At 68.0% G+C, this 23398-nt stretch carries 21 protein-coding genes, 1 tRNA gene and 2 pseudogenes; 15 read left to right on the forward strand and 9 right to left on the reverse strand.

The window, feature by feature from the left end; translation table 11 throughout:
- Positions 1-218: 218 nt before the first annotated feature.
- The 9 genes and pseudogenes from P0592_RS00005 to P0592_RS00045 all read left to right on the forward strand — a co-directional run bounded on the left by P0592_RS00005 (position 219) and on the right by P0592_RS00045 (position 10174).
- Positions 219-1765 (forward strand): annotated as a pseudogene (locus P0592_RS00005) (SLC13 family permease).
- A 160-nt stretch (positions 1766-1925) separates the two neighbouring features.
- Positions 1926-3083 carry an amino acid ABC transporter substrate-binding protein gene (locus P0592_RS00010; protein WP_276272232.1) on the forward strand — a complete coding sequence of 386 codons (1158 nt, stop codon included), beginning with the start codon at positions 1926-1928 and terminating at the stop codon, positions 3081-3083.
- A gap of 163 nt (positions 3084-3246) precedes the next feature.
- Entirely contained in the window at positions 3247-4125 is an 879-nt protein-coding gene (locus tag P0592_RS00015; RefSeq protein WP_276272233.1) for a branched-chain amino acid ABC transporter permease, read from the forward strand.
- A gap of 4 nt (positions 4126-4129) precedes the next feature.
- Positions 4130-5218 carry a branched-chain amino acid ABC transporter permease gene (locus P0592_RS00020; protein WP_276272204.1) on the forward strand — a complete coding sequence of 363 codons (1089 nt, stop codon included), beginning with the start codon at positions 4130-4132 and terminating at the stop codon, positions 5216-5218.
- Positions 5215-6744, forward strand: a complete 1530-nt coding sequence (locus P0592_RS00025; protein WP_276272234.1) for an ATP-binding cassette domain-containing protein — start codon at positions 5215-5217, stop codon at positions 6742-6744. Before P0592_RS00020 ends, P0592_RS00025 begins: the two co-directional genes overlap by 4 nt.
- 1 nt (position 6745) lies before the next feature.
- Entirely contained in the window at positions 6746-7159 is a 414-nt protein-coding gene (locus tag P0592_RS00030; protein WP_276272207.1) for a universal stress protein, read from the forward strand.
- Between the two features lie 128 nt (positions 7160-7287).
- Positions 7288-7362 (forward strand) — tRNA-Thr (locus P0592_RS00035).
- A 389-nt stretch (positions 7363-7751) separates the two neighbouring features.
- Positions 7752-9755: a DCC1-like thiol-disulfide oxidoreductase family protein gene (locus P0592_RS00040; protein ID WP_276272235.1), complete on the forward strand. Its 2004-nt coding sequence runs from the start codon at positions 7752-7754 to the stop codon at positions 9753-9755.
- Between the two features lie 116 nt (positions 9756-9871).
- The gene (locus P0592_RS00045; protein ID WP_276272210.1) at positions 9872-10174 is read left to right on the forward strand and encodes a DUF7562 family protein; all 303 of its coding nucleotides are present in this window, start codon (positions 9872-9874) and stop codon (positions 10172-10174) included.
- A gap of 14 nt (positions 10175-10188) precedes the next feature.
- On the opposite strand, the gene P0592_RS00050 is transcribed toward P0592_RS00045, so the two are convergent.
- The 3 genes from P0592_RS00050 to P0592_RS00060 form a co-directional block, all read right to left on the reverse strand.
- Positions 10189-11229 (reverse strand): NAD(P)-dependent alcohol dehydrogenase, encoded by a 1041-nt coding sequence (locus tag P0592_RS00050; protein ID WP_276272211.1) that lies wholly within the window; start codon positions 11227-11229, stop codon positions 10189-10191.
- Positions 11230-11298: 69 nt separating this feature from the next.
- Complete coding sequence (locus P0592_RS00055; protein ID WP_276272212.1) at positions 11299-11544, reverse strand: DUF7385 family protein; 246 nt, start codon at positions 11542-11544, stop codon at positions 11299-11301.
- Positions 11545-11582: 38 nt separating this feature from the next.
- On the reverse strand, positions 11583-12449 hold the full coding sequence (locus P0592_RS00060; RefSeq protein ID WP_276272213.1) for a cytochrome c oxidase subunit 3: 867 nt from the start codon (positions 12447-12449) through the stop codon (positions 11583-11585).
- 174 nt (positions 12450-12623) lie between these two features.
- On the opposite strand from P0592_RS00060, the gene P0592_RS00065 reads away from it, so the two are divergent.
- From P0592_RS00065 to P0592_RS00085, 5 genes and pseudogenes are all read left to right on the forward strand, one after another.
- Positions 12624-15701 carry a dipeptide ABC transporter ATP-binding protein gene (locus P0592_RS00065; protein WP_276272214.1) on the forward strand — a complete coding sequence of 1026 codons (3078 nt, stop codon included), beginning with the start codon at positions 12624-12626 and terminating at the stop codon, positions 15699-15701.
- Positions 15702-15790: 89 nt separating this feature from the next.
- Positions 15791-17464 (forward strand): ABC transporter substrate-binding protein, encoded by a 1674-nt coding sequence (locus tag P0592_RS00070; protein ID WP_276272215.1) that lies wholly within the window; start codon positions 15791-15793, stop codon positions 17462-17464.
- A gap of 67 nt (positions 17465-17531) precedes the next feature.
- Complete coding sequence (locus P0592_RS00075; protein WP_276272236.1) at positions 17532-18575, forward strand: ABC transporter permease; 1044 nt, start codon at positions 17532-17534, stop codon at positions 18573-18575.
- A 1-nt stretch (position 18576) separates the two neighbouring features.
- A pseudogene (locus P0592_RS00080) lies at positions 18577-19515 on the forward strand (ABC transporter permease); the annotation flags it as partial.
- 5 nt (positions 19516-19520) lie between these two features.
- The gene (locus tag P0592_RS00085) at positions 19521-19874 is read left to right on the forward strand and encodes a DUF7268 family protein (RefSeq protein ID WP_276272216.1); all 354 of its coding nucleotides are present in this window, start codon (positions 19521-19523) and stop codon (positions 19872-19874) included.
- 1 nt (position 19875) lies between these two features.
- Here P0592_RS00085 and P0592_RS00090 read toward each other — a convergent pair whose 3' ends face one another.
- The gene (locus P0592_RS00090) at positions 19876-20667 is read right to left on the reverse strand and encodes a YhjD/YihY/BrkB family envelope integrity protein (protein ID WP_276272238.1); all 792 of its coding nucleotides are present in this window, start codon (positions 20665-20667) and stop codon (positions 19876-19878) included.
- Positions 20668-21033: 366 nt separating this feature from the next.
- Here P0592_RS00090 and msrB point away from each other — a divergent pair, with 366 nt between their 5' ends.
- A complete protein-coding gene (gene msrB, locus P0592_RS00095) occupies positions 21034-21444 on the forward strand; it encodes a peptide-methionine (R)-S-oxide reductase MsrB (protein ID WP_276272218.1) in 411 nt (136 codons plus the stop codon).
- A 10-nt stretch (positions 21445-21454) separates the two neighbouring features.
- Here the strand turns inward: msrB and P0592_RS00100 are convergent, their stop codons facing one another.
- The 5 genes from P0592_RS00100 to rpl7ae are packed head-to-tail and all read right to left on the reverse strand — an operon-like array spanning position 21455 to position 23221.
- The gene (locus tag P0592_RS00100) at positions 21455-21694 is read right to left on the reverse strand and encodes a glutaredoxin family protein (RefSeq protein WP_276272219.1); all 240 of its coding nucleotides are present in this window, start codon (positions 21692-21694) and stop codon (positions 21455-21457) included.
- Positions 21695-21753: 59 nt separating this feature from the next.
- Positions 21754-22218 carry a nucleoside-diphosphate kinase gene (gene ndk, locus P0592_RS00105; protein ID WP_276272239.1) on the reverse strand — a complete coding sequence of 155 codons (465 nt, stop codon included), beginning with the start codon at positions 22216-22218 and terminating at the stop codon, positions 21754-21756.
- Positions 22218-22616, reverse strand: coding sequence for a 50S ribosomal protein L24e (locus P0592_RS00110; RefSeq protein ID WP_276272220.1), 399 nt, complete (start codon positions 22614-22616; stop codon positions 22218-22220). The genes ndk and P0592_RS00110 overlap by 1 nt, the downstream gene beginning before the upstream one ends.
- Positions 22617-22619: 3 nt before the next feature.
- Positions 22620-22847 (reverse strand): 30S ribosomal protein S28e, encoded by a 228-nt coding sequence (locus P0592_RS00115; RefSeq protein WP_276272221.1) that lies wholly within the window; start codon positions 22845-22847, stop codon positions 22620-22622.
- Positions 22848-22858: 11 nt separating this feature from the next.
- A complete protein-coding gene (gene rpl7ae, locus P0592_RS00120) occupies positions 22859-23221 on the reverse strand; it encodes a 50S ribosomal protein L7Ae (RefSeq protein ID WP_276272222.1) in 363 nt (120 codons plus the stop codon).
- Positions 23222-23398: the final 177 nt, after the last annotated feature.

The following is a 23398-nucleotide window of genomic DNA, read 5'->3' on the forward strand; positions in this document are numbered from 1 at the left end:
AGGTCGACGACGACTCGTACAAGCACACGTCTCGATGCTGGAGAGCGACACTCGCAGTCTCTCGGAGGCGCGCTTGGAGGAGCTGTTCGCCCTGTACTGCGCCGAACTGACCGACGAACAGCTCCGGGCACTGGTGGAGCACTTCTGCCGTGACGGGGACACACACGAGGGGCCGACCGGATCGGGCACGGACGACGAGGGAACGGGAGGTGGCACCTGTGAGCTGGAACGTCACCGAGAACCCCCGCCGGGTCGCGGCGGGGCTGGTCCTCGGGATCGGCAGCACTGCGCTGGTCGCGCTGCTCCCGACCCCGCCGGGGCTGAACCCGGCCGCTCAGTACGCGCTGGCGACGATGGCGCTGGCCGCGAGCCTCTGGGTGACGAAGGCGCTTCCGCTCCCGGTGACGGCGTTGCTCATCCCGGTGGCACTGACTGGCTTCGGCGTCTACGACTCGATGGAACGGGCGCTGTCGGGGTTCGCGGACCCGCTGATCTTCCTGTTCATCGCGGGCCATTGCTGGCGGAGGCGCTCCAGACGCACAACATCGACCGGCGACTGGCGCTGACGCTCATCAACCGACTGGGGCGGTCCCCGCGGCTGCTCGTGCTGGCGATCGTGGTCGCGACGGCGTTCGTGTCGATGTGGGTGTCAAACACCGCGACGACGGCGATGATGACACCGGTCGCGCTCGGGATGCTCGCCGAGGTGGTCGGTCGGGACTCGTCCACCGGCGAGGTGTCGAACATGCGGGTGGCGACGCTGCTGGGGACGGCCTACGCGGCCAGCGTCGGCGGGGTCGGGACGCTCATCGGCACGCCGCCGAACGTCGTCGCCGTCGCCTTCCTGGACAGGCTGGTCGGCGTGGAGATCTCGTTCGCTCAGTGGCTCGTCGTCGGCCTCCCCATCGTCGCGGTGACGCTCCCGCTGACGTGGTACGTCCTGGCCTTCCGGCTCTACCCGCCGGAGATCGACAGCGTCGACGACGCCCGCGAACAGGCCGCGACCTACCTCGAGGAGGAGGGCACGCTCTCGCCGCGGGGACGGCGCGCAGCGTACATCTTCGCGGCGACGGCGATCCTCTGGATCCTCGGGGGGCTCGGGTTCCTGTTCGAGGGGCTGTTGCCCGAGCCGTGGTTCGTGACGCTGTTCGGCGGGGACGGGACGAACGTCTTCGGCCTGGAGGGCCACCGGGGGATCCTGTACTTCGTCGTGGTGGGACTGCTCGCCATCCCGGCACTGGTGCTGTCCGACGCCGACGACTGGGAGAACCTCGTCGACATCGACTGGGGGACGATCGTGCTGTTCGGCGGCGGCATCTCCCTGGCCGACGCGCTGGCCGAGACGGACGCGACCGACTGGCTGGCGACGACGGTGTTCGACGCGGTGATCGGCGCGCCGCTGGTCCTGGTCGTCCTCTCGGTCGTCGTGTTCACCGTCCTCGTCACCGAACTCTCCTCGAACACGGCGACGACGACGATCCTCGCGCCGATCCTCATCGGGCTCGGCAGCGTCCTCGCGAGCACGCTCGGCGTCGATCCGGTCACCGCGTCGGTGTTCCTCACGGTCACGGGCGCGATCGCGGCGAGTTTCGCCTTCGCGCTGCCGGTCGCGACCCCGCCCAACGCCATCGTCTTCGGGAGCGGCCACCTCGAACAGCGGGGCATGATCCGGGCCGGAGTCGTCCTGAACGCGCTGATGACGGTGGTCCTGACCCTGTTGCTGGTGGTGCTGTTCTCGGTGTTGTGGCCGCACGTCCTCTGGTAGGGCGCGCGCGACACGCGTCGAGACCGAGCGGAGAGGCGCTCGTCCCGAGAGCGGTTATTTCAGCGCGAACCCGACCCCATTAATCCCTAATGGTTAATAGGTCGTGTTACTTTGACACAGATAGTGCGTGTATCACTGATACACGCTCTGAACACCAACTATGACGCGAGAACACGACCGACGTTCGTTCATCAAGGTTGCGGGAAGCGCAGGCGCGCTCGGACTGACTGGCCTCGCCGGCTGTTCCGGAGACGGCGGCAGCGGCGGGGACGGTGGCGACGGCGGCGGCGATGGCGGCGACGGCGGCGGTGACGGCGGGTCCACCGGCGAGAGCGGGAGCGGGACAGACGTCATCACGCTGGGTGGCTCGATGAGCCTCACCGGGGACAACGCCGACCTGGGCCAGCTGTATCAGGACGCCTACCAGCTCACCATCGACCGTATCAACGAGCAGGGCGGCGTCGAGGCGGGCGACGGCAACACCTACGAACTGGAGATGATCCTCCGGGACGACGGGACCGACGCCTCGACCTCGAAGTCGATCTACCAGGAGCTGATCGACCAGGAGGACATCAACTACCTGCTGGGCCCGTACTCCAGTACGGTGACGCTGCCCGCCAGTGCGGTCGCGGCACAGAACCAGCTCCCGATGGTCGAGGGCGGCGGTGCGAGCCCGGAGATCTTCGCGCAGGGCAACGAGTGGATCTTCGGCCTGCTGCCGACGGCTAACAAGTACGCGAAGAGCTACATCGGCGTGTGCCTGGCGCAGGACCCGACGCCCGAGTCCATCGCCATCCTCGCGGAGGACGGCACGTTCAGTCAGTCGACGGCGGAGGGCGCACGCAACAAGATCGAGGAGACGGACCTGGAGCTCGTCGTGGACCAGACGTTCCCCTCGGGGACGTCCGACCTCTCGACCAACCTCGGGCGGGTCCGAGACCAGGACGCGGACGTCCTGCTGCTGTGTGCCCACCAGAAGCACAACATCATCCTGGCGAACCAGATGGAGAGTCAGAACGTCAACGTCGACGCCGCGATGGGCACCGTCGGCAGCCTCAACGAGTCGTTCAAGAACGAGGTCGGCGCGAACGGGGACTACGTGCGGACCGTCCTCCTGGGCGACCAACGCGGACTTCGAGGACCCGGTCTACGGCAGCACCAGCGACTTCGTCTCCGCCATCGAGGAGCAGTTCGGCTACCCGCCGGACTACCACAGCGCCGCCGGCGAGGCGGTCATCCTGACGTTCATGAACGCCTTCCAGCAGGTCGACGAACTCGGGCCGACGCCGGTCCGCAACCAGATCCGGCAGTCCGCTGACCGCCTACGGCAACGTCGCCTTCGACGACAGCGGCGTCATCAACAAGAACATGCTGGTCTACCAGTGGCAGCCCGACCCGGGCCTCCAGATCACCTACCCCGAGAACGTCGCACAGTCCGATCCCATCTACCCGATGCCCGACTGGAGTGAGCGCTAACACCGATGGCGGCGACGCAGTTCATCGTCAACGGCCTCCTCGTGGGGGCGCTGTTCGCTGCGGTAGCCGTCGGCTTCGCGCTCATCTGGGGTGTCGTCGACATCATCAACCTCGCCCACGGCGAGATGGTGATGCTCGGCGGCTACACGTCCTACTGGGCGCTGACGCTCGTCACGGGGAACGCCGAGGGGTCACCGATCCTGTTCCTCGCGACGATCCCGATCGCCATCGGCGCGATGTTCGTCGTCGGCTACGCGCTCCAGCGCGTCCTCGTCTCGCAGGTCATCGGGACGGACATCTTCCTCACCCTGCTGGTCACCTTCGGAGCGAGCATCGCGATCCAGCAACTGGCCATCCAGGCGTGGTCGGCGAACCCGCGGTCGATCCAGGTCTCGTTCGCCAGCCCGTCGTTCACGGTCGGGGGCGTCGTCGTCCCGAAGATGAAGCTGGTGGCGTTCGTCGGTGCCATCCTGCTGACGGTGGCACTGTACGCCTTCCTCCAGCGGACCCGGACCGGTCGCGCGATCCGGGCCGTCTCGCAGAACCCCGAGGCCGCAGCGCTCGTCGGCATCGACGTCGAACGCACTCGGGCGATCACCTTCGGACTCTCGTCGGCCATCGCCGGCGGCGTCGGCGCGTTCATCGGCGTCATCCTCAACATCCAGCCCCAGATGGGTCTGATCTACACGCTGAAGAGCTTCGTCATCGTCGTCTTCGGCGGCGTCGGCTCGATCCCCGGCGCGATGGTCGGGGGCCTGTTGCTCGGCTCCGTCGAGGAGTTGGTCGCGGGGTTCATCTCCTCGCAGTGGACGCTGGCGGTGAGCTTCTCGCTGCTCATCGTCCTGCTGGTCGTCAAGCCGAAGGGCCTGTTCGGTGAGGGGTGAGCGAATGAGCACCGAGACCGACGACTCGGGTGCGCTGCGCTCGCTCGTCCCCCCCGAACAGATCGACCGCCTGTTCTCGGTCTGTGACGCCCACGGCTGGAAGCTGCTGGCCGCGGGGGCCGTCGTCGGCGCGCTCCCGCCGGTGCTCGGCCTCCAGCAGGGCTACATCATGACGGTGCTGTCCGAGATGTACCTGTTCGCCGTGCTGGCGCTTTCGTGGGACATCGTCGGCGGACAGACCGGCTACCCCAGCTTCGGGAACATGGCCTTCTTCGGCATCGGCGCGTACACCTCGGGCATCCTGTTCAAGGACTTCGCCGTCGCCTTCCCGGTCGCGTTCCTCGTGGCCGGCGTCGTCGCGACGGTGTTCGCCCTGTTCATCGGCGCGATCGTGCTCCGACTGCGGGGCCACTACTTCGCCATCGCGACGCTCGGCGTCCTGCTGGCGGCCCAGCAGGTGTCCCGGAACCTCGACATCACCGGCGGCGCGAGCGGGAAGATCCTGCTGAACGGACCCGACGGAGCGGTGTTCTACTACCTGTTCCTCGGGTTGCTCGTCGTCGAGGCCGCGGTCGTCTACTACCTCTCGGACACCCGCTTCGGGTTCGTCCTCAACGCCATCCGGGACGACGAGGGGAAGGCGACCGCGATGGGGTTCAACACGACCTACTACAAGACCGCCGCGTGGGGCATCGCGGCGCTGTTCACCGGCTTCGCCGGCGGCGCGTACAGCCTGTTCAACACGTTCATCAACCCACAGACGGCCTACAACGGCGCGTGGAACGTCGAGCTCATCGCGATGGCGCTGCTGGGCGGCTCCGGCACCGTCGCCGGTCCCATCATCGGCGCGTTCGGCCTCCACACGATCATCGAACTCGTGGAGTCCCACGCCGTCGGCTGGCAGCTCGTCCTACTCGGGCTGTCGGTCATCGTGACCGTCATCGCTATCCCCGAAGGCGTCGTCGGGTCGCTCCGGGAGTACGCCAGTCAGATGGAGTACTACAAGCGCGGCGGGATGGCCGCGACCGACGACACCGCCGAAGACGGGGACCAGCCGGACGACGCCCCGCCCGCGGGAGGTGACTCGGCGTGAGCCAGGCGACCGACGCGCCGGCGACCGACCCCGGGAACGACCGTGCGGTCCTCCGGACCGACGGCGTCACCAAGCGCTTCGGCGGGCTCACGGCCGTCGACGACGTGGACGTCGAGGTCAACGAGGGGGAGATCGTCGGTCTCATCGGTCCCAACGGGGCCGGCAAGTCGACGCTGTTCAACTGCGTCACGGGGACCCTCGACGCCGACGAGGGGAGCGTCTACCTCCAGGGCGAGGACGTCACCGACTGGCCCGAGTACAAGATCGCTCGGGCCGGCCTCGGGCGGATGTTCCAGGAGACCCGCATCTTCGGGGATATGTCGGTCCAGAAGAATCTCCTGCTGGCCGCCCAGGAGGGCGGCGAAGACGTGAGCGACCTGCTGCGTCGACCCGACGACGAGCTGTTGGGCCGCGCACAGGAACTGCTCGAGTACGTCGACCTCGGCGGCCTCGCGGAGGTGCGGGCCGGCCGCCTGAGCTTCGGCCAGCAGAAGCTCATCGAGTTCGCGATGGCGCTGATGGCCGAGCCGGAGGTGCTGCTGATGGACGAACCGGCCGGCGGCATCAACCCCTCGATGATCGAGAACCTCATCGAGTACATCCGCACGGCCAACGCCGACGAGGAGGCGACCATCTTCCTCATCGAACACAACATGGACTTCGTGATGGAGATCGCCGACCGCATCTACGTGCTGGCCCACGGCGAGCGCATCGCCGAGGGGCCGCCCGAACAGATCCAGAACGACCAGCGCGTGCTCGACGCGTACCTCGGGAGGGAGATGGCCACGACAGACTCCGACACGACCACGACCGACGACACCGTCCTCTCGATGGAGAACGTCACCGCGGGGTACGGCAACACGACCGTCCTCCACGACGTCAACGTCGCCATCGAGGACGGACAGATCGCCTGCCTCATCGGCCCGAACGGCTCGGGGAAGTCCACGCTGATGAAGAGCATCTACGGCTTCGCGGACGTGAAGGCCGGCAGCGTCCACTTCCGCGGCCAGGAGATCACCGGACGCTCTCCCCAGGCCAACCTCAAGAACGGGATCAGCTACGTCCTGCAGGACGCCAGCGTCTTCCCGAACATGAGCGTCCACGAGAACATGCTGATGGGCGGGTACGTCTTCGAGGACGACGAGAAGGCCGCCCAGCGTGCGGAGGTGCTGTACGACGAGTTCCCGATCCTGGGCGACATCCGTCAGCAGGACGCCGGGACGCTCTCGGGCGGTCAGCGCCGGCTTCTGGAGCTGGCGCGCGCGCTGATGGTCGACCCCGACGTGATGCTGCTCGACGAGCCCTCGATCGGGCTCGAACCGCGGTTCATCGACGACGTCTTCGAGCGCATCGAGCAGCTCAACGACCTCGGGACGACGATCCTGCTGGTCGAACAGAACGCCGAGAAGGGCCTGTCCGTGGCCGACCGCGGCTTCGTGCTGGCCAGCGGCGAGATCAAGTTCACCGGCACCGGCACCGAGCTGCTCAACGACGAGCAGGTCGGCCGGCTCTACCTGGGTGGCTGAGATGTACCGCGTACTCGTTCCGGTCGACTCCGATCCGGACCGCGCCCGCGGACAGGCGGCCTTCGTGGCCGAACTCCCGACCGCCGCCGACAACGTCGCGGCCGTCGTCACCCACGCGCTCACCGAGGAAGAGATCGACGCCCCGGACGAACTCCGGACCGTCGAGCGCGTCGAGACGGTCAAGCTCGTCCGGGACTACCTCGCCGAGCGCGGCGTCGACGTCGAACTCGCCGAGGGCCGCCAGCCGCCAGCCGACGGCATCCTCGAACTCGCCGACGAGTTCGGGGTCGACCACGTCGCGATGGGGTCGCGCAAGCGCTCCCCGACCGGCAAGGTGGTCTTCGGCAGCGTCGCACAGGAGGTGATGCTCCAGGCGGACGTCCCCGTGACCGTCGTCGGCGCGCGCGAGGAGTGAGAACGGCTCTCCCGGCCGTCGGGATTCGCAATCCTTATTGCGGTTATCGGTACTACGAAGAACTGCAAGTGGCACACGACCGACGTGCTGTCGTCACGTGAGTCTGGTCGCGTGTGCTCGCTTTCGGTGCCGGTGTAGCTCAGACTGGCTAGAGCGAATCCTTCGTAAGGATTAGGCCGAGGGTTCAAATCCCTCCACCGGCTTTCTGCTGCGAACGGTTCGTGAGCAGCGAACGCCACGACGAGGGATTTGACGCACGGAACGAGAGAGCGAAGCGACCGAAGTTCCGGCGGTTCAAACGCTCTCCACCGGCTTGTTCCGCCGCCCACGAACTCGCGGGTGGCGACGCTGCAGTGTGGCGGGTCCGGATCTGTCCCCACCGACGACGAGGGTTCGAAGCAGGTACCCGTCAGAATCGGGCGGGCGTACTCGCCGTTAGTTCGTCTGTACCGGCCGAATATAGCGCTCGTAACTAAGTCCGGGTCCGGCTAGACGGCCCGTATGCGGACCGGTTGGACCGTCGTCGGGGTGTCGGAGCCGTGATCGGGAGTCGAGTCCACCGCGGTCCGAGCTGTGGAGGTGTGAGAGCGCCGTGAGCCTGCTCGTCGGTGGTCGACCGCTCGCGGTGGGTCTCGTCGAATTCCTCCAGCCGTACGCTTCGTACCTCCTCCCCGGTATCTTCGTGGGGTTCCTGGCCGCGGCGGCCGTCGCGGTGGCGCTGTCCGACCGCTTCCACGCCCGGACGGTGTTCGTCGCGGGCTTCTTCCTCGCGTTGCTCGCTGTCAACTTCGTCGTCCCGACGGCTCCGTACCCGTTGGTCTCGTGGGCGCACTTCGCCGAGCCGACGGCGGAGACCGAGACGTACCGGGAGTTCCGGGTCGTCGACGAGTCGGGCCACGAGCTCAAGATGCACGGGCGGATGACCCTCGCCTTCGAGGGCGTGTCGATGAACTCGCTCCGGCGGAGTATGCTCACCGAGTACGACCGGGAACGGAACGAGGCGGTGGCGCGGTACCTGTTGCTTCGCGCCCGCGAGTACCGCGACCGGGTCGGTGAGCGGGGACTCCTCTACCGGCTCCGGTACCCCAACCACGGATTGACCGCCGTCTGGACGGAGGGGACCCTCGAACGGTACGACGCGTTCGTCGGCATCCGGATCTACGAGATGACGTTCGTCACGTCCGCCGACGGCACCGAGGTCGTCGAGTACGAGGAGGAACTGGTCTTCGAGTCGTTCCCCCTCGGCGGGCGGACGAGCGTCCCGGCCCAGCCCAGCGCGATGCCGACCCGGGAGATGAATCGGACCGTCCTCGATGCGGGGGCGAACGGAACCGTCCGGGAGGAGCGGCTGATGTTCGTCAACTACGTCGCCGACGACGAGCGCTCGTCGCCGATCAACTACGCGGCCGCCCGTCTCGTGCTCGCGGTCTGGCTCGTCTGGAAGACGGTCTGGTACGACTGGCCGCGGCACGTCAGCGTCCCCTTCCGGGCGATGGCCGGCGAGAGCTACGCCTGGGCGCTTCCGGTCGGGGCACCGTGGCTCCTGACGGTCGAGCAGTGGCTCCTCGTCGGCCTGTTGCTGCTGTTCGCCGTCGGCTACCGGACCCGGGCGACCGGGTTCGCGAGTGCGGCACTGCTGGCACATCTGGGTGTCGTCCGAGCCACCCTCAACAACAGCGGCGAGACCAAGAGCCTGTTTCTGGGTTCGTTCGTCCTGCTGTTCTTCGCGCTGTACGCCGACGACGACGCGCTCTCTGTCGACGGACTCAGGCGAACCGCCGACTGGTCGATCGAGACGCTCGTCGAGCGACTGAAGTCAGACGCCGGCGGCCGGTACCGGCTGCGCGGGCTGACGTACTCGCTCCTCCTGCTGGCGGTCCTCTTTTTCAGCACGGCGGTGAGCAAGGTCGTCGCCGGCGACGGCCTCGGGTTCGTCGCGCCGGACAACCTCACGCGCCTCGTGCTGGTTCGCTCGTACGTCTACCCGTGGTACGACGCACAGCTGCTCCTCGTGGAGTATCCGGTCCTCGGAACTCTCGGCGGCGTCGGGACGCTCGTCGTCGAGATGGGGTTGCTCGTCGCCGTCCTGCTCGGGATCACCGTCACACCGGTCGTGTTCGGGCTGGCGACGTTCACGCTCTCGAACGTCGTCCTGCTCGGGATCTTCTTCGTAGACAACCTCTTTCTCCTGGCGCTGTTCACCGCCTTCGACCGGGTCCACGCTCGGCTGGCGCTCGACCGTGACCTCGACCTCGTGTTCGACGAGCGTTGTCGGTTCTGTGTGCGGGCGCTGTACCCGTTCAAGCTCGTCGACGTCGCGGGGTCGGTCACGTTCTACTCCCAGTCCGACGTCCCGGCCCGGTACGGCGATCGCGAGGACGTGGACTTCGGCACTGCGATGTACGTCTTCGACGACGGGACGGCACACGAGGGATACGACGCGTTCCGGGAACTCTGCCGGCAGTACCGAACCTTCCTCCCGTTGGTCGGGGTGATGGGACTGCCGCCGGTCCGCGCCGTCGGTCGGCGCATCTATCGCTACGTCGCGGCCAACCGGAGCCGGCACTTCACCTGTGACCCCGACAGCGCGGGCTGATCGGTAGGGGGCTGTGGATCGACACGCCGATTGGCGGGTCCCGAACCCCGCTATGTTTAAATTACCCTCGCAAGTGAGGCAGTAGAGCGACCGTCCCGGGCCACGAGACGACGAGTATGAGCTACCGCAACGCCTGGCACCGCGACGGCGACGAGAGGGTGGTCTGTATCGCCTGCGGGGACGAGGTGGACCGGGACGACGCCCGCGAGTACGACAAGCACGGCGACCGCTGGGACCGCGGCGAGAAGTCCTTCGAGTACCTCTGCAAGCCCTGCGACGGGGACCGGTCCCACGCCCCCCGACGGGGACTGGAGGAGCGACTCGTCGAGGCGGGAGCGGGCGAGACCGACCGCGAGACGTTCCTCGGGCGGTACACCGCCCTCGTGAGCGACGAGGAGCGGGCCGAGCGACGGGGCTGATCCGCGCGGCGGCGCTACGGCGTGATGACCGCCCGGCCGTCGATCTCGCCGTGTTCCAGCTTCTCTGCCACCTCGTTGACGGCGTCGAGGTCGTAGCGGCTGGTGTGGAGGTCGACGTCCCCGCGGTCGACCAGTGCGACCAGCTCCTGCAGTTCGGTGTACTGGCCGACGATGTTACCCCGGAAGGAGAACTCGCCGTTGACCAGCGCCTGTGCCGGTTCGTGGACGTGGCCGCCGTAGCCGATGATGTGGTGGTCGCCGCCGGCCGCACAGAGATCCGGCGCGAGCTCGGTCGTCTCGTCGGCACCGACGAAGTCCAGGACCTGTGCCGCACCGACGCCGTCCGTGATGTCGTCGACCTCGCTCGGGACGTCCTCGCTGGTCGGGTCGAGCGTGTAGTGAGCGCCGAAGCGGTCGGCGAGGTCGCGGGCGGACGCCTTGACGTCGACGGCGACGATGTCGGCGGCGCTCATCGCGTCGACACACTGGAGGCCGATGTGGCCGAGGCCGCCGATACCGATGACGACGCAGGCGTCCCCGGGGTCGAGGTCGGCGACGGCCTTCTTCGCGGCGTGGTAGGCCGTGATGCCGGCGTCGGCGTGGGGCGCGATGTCGGTCGGGTCGACGCCGTCGGGCAGCGGGATCACCGACCGCTCGTCGGTGAGCAGCTGGTCGGCGAAGCCGCCGTCCGTCGTCAGGCCGTTGAACGCCTGGTTCTCGCAGTACATCGTCTCGCCCTGCCGGCAGGGCCGACAGGTCCCGCAAGTCTGGACCGGGTGACAGATCACCTGGTCGCCCTCGTCGACGATCCCGACTTCCTCGCCCACTTCGACGACCGTGCCCGCGTTCTCGTGGCCGAGTGTCAGCGGGAGCGGCTGCTCGACGTACTGCTCCCACATCCCCTCGATGATGTGGTTGTCAGTCTGACACCAGCCCGCGCCCTCGACCTCGACGACGACGCCGCTGCTGTCTGTCACCTGTGGTGCGTCGACCTCGTCGATCGAGAGCCCGTTCGCCATATCGTCCGTGTACTCGTGGAGTCTTGCTGCCTGCATCGGCCCTGAGTACGTGTCACACACTCAAAAGTACTCGTCCGGGCGTCGAGTCCGACTACCACGACCCGGCTACCGATGTGTCAACAACAGGAGCTCGTCGTCGGTGCGGACCAGACAGAACGGCCCGCCGGGGTCGCCGAACGTGTTCGCTCGCTTCTCCGTGACGAACAGGCGCTCGAAGGCCTCGCCACAGGCCGGGCAGGCGAACCCGTCCCTGTTGGCCAGCGTCGTCGTCTCCCGGTCCTGGGTCAGGAGCTTCAGCCCGTGACGGTAGTCGTGGACGTCGAAGCCGTCGCTGACGTCGAGCCGCTCCATATCCGGGGCAGTGGCGCGGGGAAGTTAGGGGTTCGCGTTCAGGCGAACAGGTTCGCGCCGATGTAGAGGACGACAACGAGGAACACCCACACCACGTCGACGAAGTGCCAGTACATCGACGCCGTCGAGACGGAGGTGTGGCGCTCGGGCGAGTACTGGCCGTAGTAGGCCCGCGCGAAGACGATGCCCAACAGCACCGCGCCCATCGTGACGTGGAGCCCGTGGAGACCGGTCAGGCCGTAGAACGCGGAGGCGTAAGCGCCGCCGGTGATGGTGAAGCCCTTGTGGACGATGAACTCGTAGTACTCGTACACCTGGCCGCCGATGAAGACGGTGCCCAGCAGCAGCGTCAGCCCGAGCAGGCGGACGAACCGCGAGCGGTTGCCGTTGATCAACGCGACGTGGCTGTAGTGCAGCGTCACCGAACTGATGATCAGGATGACCGTGTTGACGATGACCAGCGAGCCGAACACCTCGGGGACGGACGTCTGGGTCCAGACGTCAGTCCCGCGGACGATGAAGTAGTAGACGAAGCCCGCGCCGAAGGTGGCGAGCTCCGAGCCCAGGAACAGCAACATCGCGAACTTCAGCGTCCGGCCGGAGTGGTGGTCGGTCCCGCGCTCCCAGAAGTTGACGACGAAGGCGTGGTACAGCCAGCCGTAGATCCCAAGCAGGAACAGGCCGACGCTCCCGACGGTGGCGACGGCACCGACGGTCGTGCTCACGAGCGCGTTCTCGCCCAGCGAGAGGACGAACAGTGCCGCGCCGACGTAGATGCCGGAGCCGCCGATGGCGGTGATGAATGGCCACCAGCTCGCCTCGCCGAAGCCGCGGGGCCAGTCCTCCGTCGCCGGGAGGTGGTGGTCCCCGTGGCCGCCGTCGGCGTGTTCCTCGGTCGTGCTCATACTCGACCCATAACGAAGCGATCACTAAAAGCCCATCCAATTCCGTCCGGCGGAACGCAGTTACGTCGTCTCGACGCGAGCGGAGCGGGGGAGCACAGACTCGACCGGTCGGGACGGCAGCCCGCGTCGTCGCCGGCGGAAGCTATATCCGTGGGCTGTCTCCACTGTGTGACAGTGACTGGCCTACTCTCCCTGGGCGAACTCAGGACACAGTTCGACACGGACCGCGGTGCGGTGAAGGCCGTCGACGGACTCGACCTGACGATCGAGTCCGGCGAGACGGTCGGGCTCGTCGGCGAGAGCGGCTCGGGCAAGAGCGTCACGGCGCTGTCGGCGATGCGGATCGTCGACGACCCGGGCGAAGTCGTCGGCGGCGAGGTCGTGTTCGGCGACGCGGAGGTCGTCGCCGAACTCGCAGCGACGCATCCGGACGCCGTCGCGTCGTACCCCTACGAGCTCGTCGCCGCCTGCCGGCGGGTCGCGGGCGACCTCCGCGAGGCGGCCGATCCCCACGCCGCGGCCGACGAACTCCGAGGCATCGCGACTGATCTCGACGGCGCGGACGATCCCGGCGCGCTGGCGGCGGCCCTCCGGGGGATCGCCGACCGCCTGGAGTCGGGCGCGGACCCGGAGGCGGTCGGCCCCGAGATCGACCACGCCGTCGCGGACGCGCTGGACGGGTTCCTGTTCGTCGAGGGCGCGCGACTCGACCCGGAACCGGACAGCGACGTCGACCCCGGGGCCGACCCCTGGGAAGTGTTGCGCGAACGCGAGGACGGCCCGGAGCACGTCAGGCTCGACGGGGCGCGGGTCGACATCACCACAGCGCCCGAGCGGGCGATGCGGGACATCCGCGGCGGCGAGATGAGCATGATCTTCCAGGACCCGATGACGTCGCTCAACCCCGCGCTCACCGTCGGCGAGCAGATCGCCGAGAGCCTGCGGCTCCACCGCTACGACCAGAAGAAGGCCGACACCTGGCTCAACGGCGTCCGGGAGGTGATCGACCGCGGCGACACGGACGAGGAGATCGTCCAGGACGTGATCGAGATCCTCGAGGCCGTCGGCATCCCGGAACCGGAGTCCCGGCTCGACGAGTACCCCCACGAGTTCTCCGGCGGGATGCGCCAGCGGGTGCTCATCGCCATCGCGCTGGCCTGTCGGCCCAAGCTGCTCATCGCCGACGAGCCGACGACGGCGCTTGACGTCACCATCCAGGCCCAGATCCTCGATCTCATCAACGACCTCCAGGCGGAGTTCGGGATGAGCGTCCTGTTCATCACCCACGACCTCGGCGTCGTCGCCGAGACCTGCGACCGCGTGGCCGTGATGTACGCCGGCGAGATCGTCGAGGAGGGGCCGGTCGACGAGATCTTCCACAACCCCAGCCACCCCTACACCTACGCGCTGCTGGAGTCGATCCCCAGAGAGGACACGGACCGCCTCCAGCCCATCGAGGGGAACGTCCCGGACCTCATCGACCTCCCCGACGGGTGTCACTTCGAGCCGCGGTGCCCGTGGGCCCGCGAGGAGTGCACCTCGGGCGAGATCCCCTACCTCGACCACGGTCCGCCGGACGTGTCCCACAAGTCGAAGTGCGTGCTGGAGGAGTTCGACACCGACGAGTACGGCGCGGCGGCCGGCGAGATGGCCGTCGAGTCAGAGACGTTCGGCGGGGACCCGATGGTGGAGGTCGACGGCCTCCGGAAGTACTTCTCCCGGGCCGAGGGGTGGCTCGACGAGTGGCTCTCCGACGAGCCACAGACCGTCAAGGCCGTCGACGGCGTCGACTTCGACATCTACGAGGGCGAGACGCTCGGCCTCGTCGGCGAGTCCGGCTGCGGGAAGTCGACCACGGGCCGGTCGCTGCTTCGCCTGCTCGAACCGACGGACGGCCGGGTCGTGTACGCGGGCGAGACCATCACCGACCTCGACGACGACGCGCTGGGCGCGAAACGCCGCGAGATGCAGATGATCTTCCAGGACCCGATGTCGTCGCTTGACCCGCGCCAGACGGTCGGCAAGACGATCCGGGAACCGCTGGAGATCCACGACCTCCCCGTGAGCGACCCGCTCGTCGACACGCGCGCCGACGTCTCCGTGAGCGGTATCGACCGGAGCACCGTCGAGGTCGCGGTGGCCGACGACGCCGACGCCCTCGTCCCCAGCAGCGACGGGGTGGCCGTCGTCGACGTCGCCGTGACCGTCGACGGGGACGAGGTGGCCGTCGAGACCGGGACACCGATGGCCGTCGACACCACGGTCACGCGCTCCGACGGTCGGATCACCGCCGTCGAGATCCGCGTCAGTGCGGGCGACTCCGAACGGGCGCGACGGCGGAACCGCGTCGCGCAACTGCTGGAGGCCGTCGGGCTCGAACCCGCGCAGTACGACCGCTACCCCCACGAACTCTCGGGCGGACAGCGCCAGCGGGTCGGCATCGCGCGGGCGCTGGCGGTCGACCCGGACTTCATCGTCGCCGACGAGCCCGTGAGCGCACTGGACGTCTCCGTCCAGGCACAGATCCTCAACCTCCTGGAGGACCTCCAGGACGAGTTCGACCTGACGTACCTCTTCATCGCCCACGACCTCTCGGTCGTCCGCCACATCTGCGACCGGGTCGCGGTGATGTACCTCGGGAAGGTCGTCGAGACGGCCCCGACCGAACAGCTGTTCGAGACGCCGAAACACCCCTACACGCAGGCGTTGCTGTCCGCGATTCCGGAGCCCGATCCCCGGGCCGACGACGAGGGCCGTATCCTCCTCAAAGGGGACGTTCCGAGCCCGGTCGACCCGCCCTCGGGCTGTCGGTTCCGGACGCGCTGTCCCGAGGTCATCCCTCCCGACGATCTCGACGTCGAGCAGGCGGTGTACCGCGACGTGATGGACTTCCGGGAGGCCGTCGAGAACCGCGACATCCCGCTCGACGCCGTCCGCGACGACGCCGAAGCGCGGGCCGACGACGGGGGAACGGCCGAGGCCTCGGCCGACGGCGGTCGCGATCCGGAACGCCGGGCGTTCGTCCGAGCGATCTGGGACCGGGAGTTCGAGACCGAGCCCGACGGGGAGGTGCGCGAGGTCGTCCAGGAGGCCATCGACGCGCTCGCGGCGGACGACTGGGAGACGGCCGAGACGGTCCTGCGCGACCGCTTCGAGAGCCCGTGCGAGCGCGAGGAACCCCCCCTCTCCGGCGCGGCCGAACAGCCGGTCGCCTGCCACCTCTACGACGACCAGGGACACCGCCTCGACTGACAGCTACCCGGGAGATCCCAATCGTATGGGTACGATAGTCTCGGTCGGTACCCCGGTAAATTAAGTGGCCGACCGATACACGTTTTCCTATGTCACGCGATAGCACTAGTCGTCGAGACTTCCTGAAGGCCGCCGGCGCAGCGACGGTGGCCGCATCGTCGACAGCCGGCTGTGCGAGCTTCGGCGGCGGCGGTGGCGGGGGCGGTGGCACCCTGATTTACTCCCGCGGTGACCACCCCACGAACTACGACCCCCAGCAGACCACCAGCGGCGAGGTCGCGAAGGTGACCAACCAGGTGTTCGACACCCCCATCGACTTCAAGCCCGGGAGCGGCGGCGCACTCACCGACGGGCTGGCCAAGGAGTGGGAACTCGACGGCACGACGACGACGCTGACACTGAAGGAGGGGATCACGTTCCACGACGGCAGCGAACTCACCGGCGAGGACGTCCGCGCGACGGTCCGGCGGTTCATCGACACGGGGTACGAGCACTTCCTCGGGGAGAAGCGGTCGGGCTACTCGTCGGTCACCTTCGGCGACTGGGTCGAGAGCATCGAGGTCCCGTCGGAGTACGAGGTCCGGTTCAACCTCAAGCAGCGGTACGCGCCGTTCGTCCGCAACCTCGCGATGTTCGCCGCGGCCGTCCTCTCGAAGGACCAGATCGAGAGCCTCGGATCGGGGCCGGAGTCCCAGGCCCAGCTCGGGACGGAGCCGGTCGGGACCGGCCCCTTCCAGTTCGAGGAACTCGACAACTCGAACGAGAAGATCCGGTTCAGCGCCTACGACGACTACTGGGGCGAGGGACCCCACGTCGGCTCGCTGGTGGTCAAGACCATCAAGTCGAACCAGACCAGGGCGCAGGACCTCATCAACGGGGACAGCCACATCACCGACAACCTCGGTGCCCAGTCGATCAAGCAGATCCGTGACTCGGACGCGGCGAGCATCAAGGAGAAAGACGGGATCAACGTCGGCTACATGGCGTTCAACCAGTCCCGGAAGGCGGCGTTCCGCAAGCCGAAGGTCCGCCGTGCCATCAGCTACGCCGTCGACACGGAGGCAATCGTCGACTCGATCTATCAAGGGTTCGCGGCGGAGGCCGACCAGGCCCTCCCGCCGGACGTACTCGGCCACAACGAGGACGTCGACCCCTACCCCCACGACCCGGAGAAGGCACAGACGCTCCTCGAAGAGGCGGGCGAGAGCGACCTGGAGTTCGAACTCGCGACGTTCTCGAACCCGCGCGGGTACAACCCCAGCCCCGTCGCGACGGCGAACCAGATCCGGTCGGACCTGGAGGACATCGGCCTGACCGTCACGATCAACCAGTTCTCCTCGTTCGGGCCGTACATCGACTACACGTACGGCGGCAAACACGACGCCGCGCTGCTGGGCTGGTACACCGACAACGCCGACCCGGACAACTTCCTGTACGTCCTCCTGCACCCCGGCGTGTCCATCGACGACGTCCCGGACGGGCAGAGCTACGTGAGCTGGGACACGAAGGCCAACGCCTCGAACATCTCCTCGTGGGCCAACACCGACTACATGGAGCTGGTCGACGAGGGGCAGACGACCTACGAGAAGAGCGCCCGCGAGGAGCTGTACCTCGAAGCCGCGAAGATGACCCACGACCAGGCCCCGTGGGTCTTCATCGACTACGCCCAGCTGATCCGTGGCATCCACCAGTCGGTGCAGGCCGACAGCTACACGGTCAGTTCCGTCGGCGGGCCGTACCTCGAACTGGTCCAGCTGGAGTGAACCGATCGACTGATCGACCGTCGTACCGGGCGCAGGCCGCTTCGACAGCCGACAGTCTCCCCGACAGATGACATCCAAACGCTTCGTCCTCAAACGACTGCTGTTGCTCGTGCCCGTCCTCCTGGGCGTCGCGACGTTCGTCTTCGTCATCCTGCACCTCTCGCCGGGCGACCCGGCGCGGGTGATACTCGGACAGCGGGCGTCACAGGCCCGCGTGATCGAGCTCCGCCAGGAACTCGGGCTGAACGACCCGCTGTACGTCCAGTACGGGCGGTTCCTGCTGGAGGCGGCGCAGTTCGACTTCGGCCAGTCCTACAAGGTCGCACAGGGCCAGTCGGTCCGGAGCGTGCTTGCCTCGCGGCTCCCCGTCACCATCGAACTGTCGCTGTACGGGCAGGCCATCGGACTGCTGCTCGGGCTCCCGCTTGGGGTCATCTCGGCGGTGAAACAGGACACGCTCGTCGACCACGGTGGCCGGATCGGCGCGCTCTCGGGCATCTCGATCCCCATCTACTGGTCGGGGCCGATGCTGATCCTGCTGTTCTCGACGTACCTCGGGCTCTTCCCGGCCAGCGGCCGAATCAGCTCGACCGTCTTCCTCGCCGACCACTGGCACCTGTTCGGCACGGAGCTCCCGCTGACCGGGATGGTGACCATCGACACGCTGTTGCTGGGCCGGCTGGACGCGTGGTTCTCGGCCGTCCGGCACCTGTTCCTGCCCTCTGTCACCATCGGCATCTACTCGCTCGCGCTGATCTCGCGGATGATGCGGTCCTCGATGCTCGAAGTCGTCAGACAGGACTACATGCGGACCGCGCGGGCCAAGGGCCAGGGCGAGAAGATCACCATCACGAAACACGGCTTCCGGAACGCGCTCATCCCCGTCGTCACCGTCGTCGGCATCCAGTTCGGCACGCTGCTGGGCGGGGCCGTCCTCACCGAGACCGTGTTCGGCATCAACGGCATCGGGACCACCATCGTCGCCGCCATCAACGCGACGGACTACCCGCTGGTCCAGGGGACGGTCCTGACCTTCGCGCTGCTGTTCACCCTGGTGAACCTCGGCGTCGACATCACCTACAGCTACCTCGACCCCCGGATCCAACAGTGACATGAGCACGGAAACGACCACCCAGACGCCGTCCGAGGACCGCGGCCTCGTCGACCGCCTGCGCTCCTCGCAGTTCCTCTCGGAACTGTTCTCGAACCGCATCGCCCTGACCGGGATCGCCATCATCGTCGCGATGGTCCTCATCGCGGTGTACGCGCGCCTGTTCCTCGACCTGCCGCCGCTGACCGATTCGCGGCTCGGCCAGGGGATACCGGATCGCGCCCCGCCCGGATGGGTCGGCCCGGCACCGGCCGACACCCACATCTTCGGGACCGACGCGGCCGCCCGCGACATCTTCAAGCGGACGCTGTACGGGGCCTGGATCGCGCTGAAGTTCGGGACCGTCGCCGTCGCCGCGTCGACGGTCGCCGGGATCGGCCTGGGGACGATCGCCGCCTACTACAGCGACGTCACCGACAACGTCATCATGCGGGCGATGGACGTCCTGCTGGCGTTCCCGTCGCTGCTGCTCGCGCTCGCGCTGGTGTCGATCTTCGGGGCGGGGCTCTGGAAGGCCACGGCGGCGCTGATCCTCGTGTACACCCCGCGGTTCGCCCGCGTCGTCAGGGGGGCGGCGCTGAAGGTCCTCGAGGACGAGTACATCGAGGCGACGGAGGCGCTGGGCGCGAACGACGCCCGCGTCCTCGCTCGCCACGTCGTCCCGAACTCGCTGGCCCCGATCACCGTCCAGTCGACGCTGAACTTCGGGCTGGCCATCATCGACATCGCGGCGCTGTCGTTCCTCGGGTTCGGTGCGCAGGCCGGCACGCCGTCGTGGGGCCTGATGCTCGCGAAGGGCGTCGAGAACGGCCTGCTCACCGGCAAGTGGTGGATGTCGGTGTTCCCGGGCCTGTTCCTCGCGGTGACGGTGCTTGGGTTCAATCTGCTGGGCGACGGGATGCGGGACGCGCTGGACCCGCGGATGCGGAAGCGGTCGACTGACCGATGCAGGCGGGCGTCGAGGCCGAGGGGCGGGACTGGGGCCTGCTGGCGAGGGCGACCGGCGTCGGCTTCGCCGCCGCCGTCCTGCTGTTCTACGGTCTCGTGGCGACGGGGTGGTCGCCCCGCGACGCCAGCGAACTCGTCTTCCCGCTGGCGGCGCTGCCGTTCTCGCTCGGCCTGATCGGCTGGTCGACGGTGCTGCTGTCGGGGCGGGCCATCGAGACCTTCTCGACCGAGCTGGGGATCAGCGAGGGCTGGACCGTCGAGGGTGGTCGGCAGGGGACGGCGCTACTGACGCTGTTCGGGCTGGGCGGGATGGTCGGGGCCGCCGTCGCCGGCGCGCCGTTCGGGGTCTGACTCACTCCTCGTCGGGCCACCACCGGAGCGTCAGCGACACCGAGTCGTCGAGCCCGAAGACGCCCGTCTCGCGGTCGACGGTGACCGACTGGGGGGCGACCAGGTCGACGGCGTCGTCGCCGACGCTCACACGTAGGTCGTCCCCGTTCCGGTCGAGGCGGTCGGCCAGTGCGTCCAGATCCGAGAGCAGCGCCGTCCGGTCGACGGCGGCTCGCTCCCTCGTCGCGTCGGCGGCGTCGCCGACGACCGGCTGGATGGACACGTCCTCAGAGCGGTTCGAGAGGACGGCGTTGACGACGGCCCCCAGCAGGACGATCAGTCCGCTGACGTACAGCCACGTCAGGAGAAAGAGGATGCTGGCGACGAGGTTCTCGCCGGCTCCCCCGGCCTTGACCGCCGTGAACACGGCCTGGGCGACGGTGAGGCCGACGGCTGCGAAGGCGACGCCGGGCACGACCTCCAGGGGCGTCACGTCGGTGTCCGGGAAGACGTAGTACATCGGGTAGAAGACGACGAACAGCCCGACTGCGACCGCGCCCCCGTCGAGCAGGCGTCCGAGCGGGCCGGGGACGGCGACGGAGATCGCTCCCCCGACGACGCTGACGGCGACGATGGCGATCGCGACCGTCGCCAGCAGGAGCAGGCCGTCGATCAGCTGGTCGGCGAACGTGTTCTCGCTGCCGGTCTCGTAGATGTCCGAGAAGGCGGTGTCCAGCCCGCGGAAGATGCGCAGCGACCCCCAGACCAGAAAGCCCAGCCCCAGCAGTGAGACCGAGGCGTCCGCGCCCGCCAACCCCTCGCGGATGACCGCCGTCGACTGCTCGGTCAGGACGGCGGTCAGTGATGTCGACGATCGACTCGCGGAGCGTGACGTTCCGGGTCCGCTCGACGGCCGTCAGGACGAGCAAGAGGAGCGGGAGGATCGAGAGGAACGCGTGGTAGGCGATCGACCCAGCCATAAACGTGACCCGCTCTGTGCGGGCCTCGTGGACGACGGCGGTCCCGACCTCCCGCACCCGAGCGACGCGTTCGCGCATAGACGCCGTTCGACACGTCGCCGGATATACCCACCGCCCCGGGTCGTCCGGTCCCGGGGCACCGGCCGGCGAGCGGTCCGCTCTCGGGGGAACTTATGCCGCTCCGTCCCCTACCTGGGGCTATGAGCGAACAACAGAGTGACCTCCCCGAGAACGACGAGGAGTGGCGCGAGCTCCTGACCGACGAGGAGTACCGCATCCTCCGCGAGGCGGACACGGAACCGCGGTTCAGCAGCGACCTGCTCGACGTAGAGGGCGAGGGCGTGTTCACCTGCGCCGGCTGCGGCGCGGAGCTGTTCGACAGCGACGAGAAGTTCGACTCCGAGACCGGCTGGCCGAGCTTCTGGGACGTCTACGAGGAGGGCAACATCGAGACGCGGCTCGACGAGAGCCACGGGATGCGACGGACGGAGGTCGTCTGTGCTAGCTGTGGCGGTCACCTCGGCCACGTCTTCGACGACGGGCCGGAGCCGACCGGCAAGCGCTACTGCATCAACGGCGCGGCGCTGGACTTCGAGAGCGGCGACGAGTGAGCGACGGCCGTCAGGCGTAGCTCTCCTCGACGAACTCGAGGATGCGGTCGGACTCGGCCATCGTGACGCCGTAGTCGTCGTCGACCAGCACCGGCACCCCGCGCTGACCGGACACCTCCTTCACCTCGTCGCGGTCCGAGTGGAGCGCGTCGACCCAGATCGTGTCGTAGTCGACGCCGAGTTCGTCCAGTCGGTCGGCGACCTTCTCGCAGTACGGACAACCGTCCAGTTGGTAGAGCGTGCGACTCATAGCTGGGTCTGTGGACGGCTCGGAAAAGACGGTTGTGGTCGGGGGCGGCTACGAGTCCGTTACTCGTAGAGCCACGTCTCGTCGATCTGTTCCCACTCGACCAGCTCGTCCTCGTCGAAGAACAGCTCGATCTCCCGTTCGTTCGCGCCCTCGTCCTCGTGGTCGGAGCCGTGGATGACGTTCCGACCGAGGTCGAGGCCGTAGTCGCCGCGGATGGTACCGGGATCGGAGTCGGCCGGGTCGGTCTCGCCCATCATCTTGCGGACCTGTCGGGTGGCGTCCTGGCCCTCCCAGACCATCGCGAACACCGGACCGGACGTGATGAACTCGACCAGTCCGTCGAAGAACGGCTTGTCCTCGTGCTCGCCGTAGTGCTCCTCGGCGAGCTCCTGGTCGATCTGCATGAACTTCCCGCCGACGAGCTTCAGGCCGCGGTCCTCGAACCGGGAGACGATCTCCCCGATGAGGCCGCGCTGGACGCCGTCGGGCTTGACCATCACGAAGGTGCGCTCGGTGTCGGACATCAGGCCTCGGCCTCCTCGGTCTCCTCGTCGTCGGCTTCCTCGTCGGCCGTCTCGTCCGTCTCCTCGTCGGCTTCCGCGGCCTCGTCAGCGCCGTCGTCGGCGTCGGCCTCGGACTCGCTCTCCGCCGACTCGGCGTCTTCGAGGTCGGGCGTCACGTCGCCGGCGTCGTCCTCGGGCGTCTCGTCCGGGACGGTGTCGTCGGCGGGCTGGTCCTCGCCCGCGGTGCCGCGGCCGGCCTCGGTCCACTCGAGGTTGCGGGCCTCCCGGCCCAGGTCGGCGTTGTTCTCGCACTTCGAGGAGCAGAAGTGGATCGTGCTGCCGTCGTTCCGGACGAACATCGTCCCCGTACCGGGTTCGATGTCCGCGCCGCAGTAGTCACATTCTCTCGTTCGGGGCATCGGTTACTGACCTCCGATGGCGTCGGCCTCGCGGGCCGTCTCGCGGAGCTGGAGCACGTCGCCCTCTCGGACCGGGCCCAGCACGTTCCGCGTGATGATGCGGCCCTGGTTCTCGCCCTCGCGGATGCGGCACTTGACCTGCATGGCCTCGCCGTGCATCCCGGTCTTGCCGACGATCTCGATGACTTCGGCGGGCGTGGAACCGCTGTCTTCGGATTCCTCAGCGCTCATCCGTGCTCACCTCAGCGGAGCTCCTCGACCTTGTCGGCGATGTCCTCGACGTCGGCCTCGGCGTCGCCGGCGTCGACGATGGCGGCGGCGGCCGAGCCGACCTCGAGGCCGGCGGCGTGACCGAGGTCGTCCTGCTGCTCGACGAAGATGAAGGGGACGCCCTTCTCGTCGGCCAGCTCGGGGATGTGCATCACGATCTCCTCGGGCTGGACGTCCTCGGCGACGTAGACGAGCTCGGCGGAGCCGCGCTCGACGGCCTTGGTGGTCTCGTTGGTTCCTTTCTTCACGCTGCCTGTGTCTCGTGCGACCTCCAGCGCCTCGAGGGCGTCGTCCTCGAGGTCGGCCGGAACGTCGAAGTCTACGTATACTGGCATTTGTGTAGTCACCTCCTGTGCACGGGCTCAGGCTCCCCCGCCGTCGCGGGCGACCCCGCGGCGCATCACTGGGATGCGCGGAGTCCTGAGAAGGCTGGGAGCATCATCAACCCGGCACAGGCTGTACTCCAATCTGTGCCACCCGTGCTAAAAAGCGCTTTCGAAGCCGCGGGCGCG

The sequence above is a fragment of the Haloarcula litorea genome, assembly GCF_029338195.1.
In the GTDB taxonomy this organism is placed as follows: Archaea; Halobacteriota; Halobacteria; order Halobacteriales; family Haloarculaceae; genus Haloarcula; species Haloarcula litorea.